The 2,119-nt window shown below is 72.5% G+C and carries 2 protein-coding genes; both read left to right on the top strand.

Annotated elements, in window-relative coordinates; genetic code table 11:
• The first annotated feature begins 259 nt into the window (after positions 1-259).
• Entirely contained in the window at positions 260-1,600 is a 1,341-nt protein-coding gene (locus DD1DGNOD_RS10840; RefSeq protein ID WP_131770030.1) for an NtaA/DmoA family FMN-dependent monooxygenase, read from the top strand.
• The coding region (locus DD1DGNOD_RS10835) for an MsnO8 family LLM class oxidoreductase (protein WP_131770037.1) at positions 1,600-2,119 on the top strand (520 nt) is incomplete at its 3' end. The genes DD1DGNOD_RS10840 and DD1DGNOD_RS10835, both read left to right, overlap by 1 nt.

The raw sequence follows: 2,119 nt of genomic DNA, 5'->3' as shown, positions 1-2,119 counted from the left end.
GGCCAGAACGCGCTGTACGGCAAGGTGCAGCGCAAGGCCCTCACCGAGGCCTACGTCCTGCCGACCTTCGTGTCGAAGCGCACCTACGGTGTGCAGCAGCGGGTGCAGGGTTTCGAACTGGGCGCCGGGAACCTGCCGGTGCTACCGGACGTCTGGGTGAGCTAGGCCACCGGCCGGCCCGGCTCAAGGATCGCTTTAGAACCGGATGTCAGCATCCGTGCGGTACCCGCGGCGTGTCCCGCGAGAAACGGAGGAGCGAATGTCGTCAGATCTGGGTGGACGCGAACTGCACCTCAGCGTTCACCCGGTGGCAGCCGGGCACCATCCGGGGGCGTGGCGATGGCCGGGCGCGGACCCACTGGCGTTCTCCCGCATCGAGGGCTACCTCGAGGTGGCGCAGGTGGCCGAGCGTGGGCGGCTCGACTCCATCTTCCTGGCGGACGTCCCGGGCCTGCACGCCGACATCGACGACTATCCGCAGCTCAACGGCCTCGAACCGACGCTGATCCTGACCGCGATGGCGGTGGTCACCGAACGGATCGGGCTGGTCGGCACCGCCTCGACCACGTTCAACGAGCCGTTCAACATCGCCCGCCGGTTCCGGGCGCTGGACCTGATCAGCCATGGCCGGGCCGGCTGGAACGCGGTGACCACCTCGGGCCCCCGCGTGGCCGGCAACTTCGTCGCGGACGAGCCGAGCAGCCGCGCCCGCTACGCCAAGGCCGAGGAGTTCGTCGCGGTCGTGCTCGACCTGTGGCGCAGCTGGGCTCCGGACGCGCTGGCCGCCGACGTGGCATCCGGGCTCTACGCCGACATGGCGAGGATCCGGCCGATCGACCACCACGGTGAGTTCTTCAGCGTGCGGGGGCCGCTGAGCCTCCCGCCGTCCGAGCAGGGCTACCCGGTGCTGTACCACGCGGGCGTCTCCGACGACATGCGCACGCTGACCGCGCGCACCGGCGAGGCGATGTTCACGGCCGTGGTCGACATCGACACGGCCCGCGCCGAGCTGGACGTCGTCCGGTCCCGGGCGGTGGCCTTCGGCCGCCCGGCGGACGCGGTGCGCTTCCTGCCCGGGCTGGTCACCTCGGTCGGCGGCACCGAGCGGGAGGCCCTCGAACGACGCCAGGCCCTCGACGAGCTGTCCGGCACCCGCGGCGCGGTGCGCGGGCTGGCCGCGCAGCTCGCGCTGAACCCCGACGACCTGGAGCTGGACCGGCCGGTGTCACCCGCCCTGCGGGGCAGGCTGCACGCCGTCCACGGCCATGCCCGCCCGGCCGCGCGCCGCGCCCTGGAGGGGCAGACGGTACGGGACATCATCCGGCGTGGCGGCGGTGGCGGCCACGTCGTGGCCGTGGGCGACCCCGAGCAGGTCGCCGACCTGATCCAGACCTGGTTCACCGCCGGCGTCGTGGACGGGTTCACCCTCATGCCGGACGTCACCTTCGATGGGCTGCCGGCCTTCGTGGATCACGTCGTGCCGGTCCTGCGCCGCCGCGGCCTGTTCCGCTCGGAGTACCGGGGAAGGACGCTGCGCGAGCACTACGGGCTGCCGATCCCGGACGTCGCCACCCGCCGGCCGCTGGCGAAGGCGTTGTGATGGTCGCCCTCTCCATCGTCGACCAGGGCCCGGTCTCCGCGCAGACCAGCCCTGCGCAGACCATCGGCCACTCGGTCGAGCTCGCCCGGCTGGCCGAGGAGATCGGCTACACCAGGTTCTGGGTGGCCGAGCACCACGGGGTACGCAACATGGCCTTCGCCGCCCCGGAGATCCTCATCGGTCACATCGCGGACCGCACCAGCCGGCTGCGGGTGGGCTCCGGCGGCATCATGCTGCCCAACCACACGCCGTTGCACGTCGCGGAGCAGTTCCGGACCCTCGAGGCGCTGCACCCGGGCCGGATCGACCTGGGCCTGGGCCGCTCCACCGGCACCGGTGACGATCCCACCCGCGACGCGTTGCTGCGCTTCCCCGACGCGCTCGACAGGTTCGGCGAGCATCTGCGGCAGCTGCTCGGCGTCGGCGGCCGGCTGCCGCTGGACCCGGACGACCCGTACCGGGAGCTCATCGCGTCACCGGCCGGCGTGCCGTTGCCGGCGGTGTTCCTGCTCGGTTCCA

It is taken from the genome of Candidatus Protofrankia californiensis, from assembly GCF_900634765.1.
GTDB classification, from domain to species: domain Bacteria; phylum Actinomycetota; class Actinomycetes; order Frankiales; family Frankiaceae; genus Protofrankia; species Protofrankia californiensis.
This window is presented reverse-complemented; position numbering and strand designations above follow the sequence as displayed.

Excerpts from the sequence above, each read along its gene's own strand:
- DD1DGNOD_RS10840 (WP_131770030.1), top strand. The coding sequence starts at position 260 with ATGTCGTCAGATCTGGGTGGACGCGAACTGCACCTCAGCGTTCACCCG.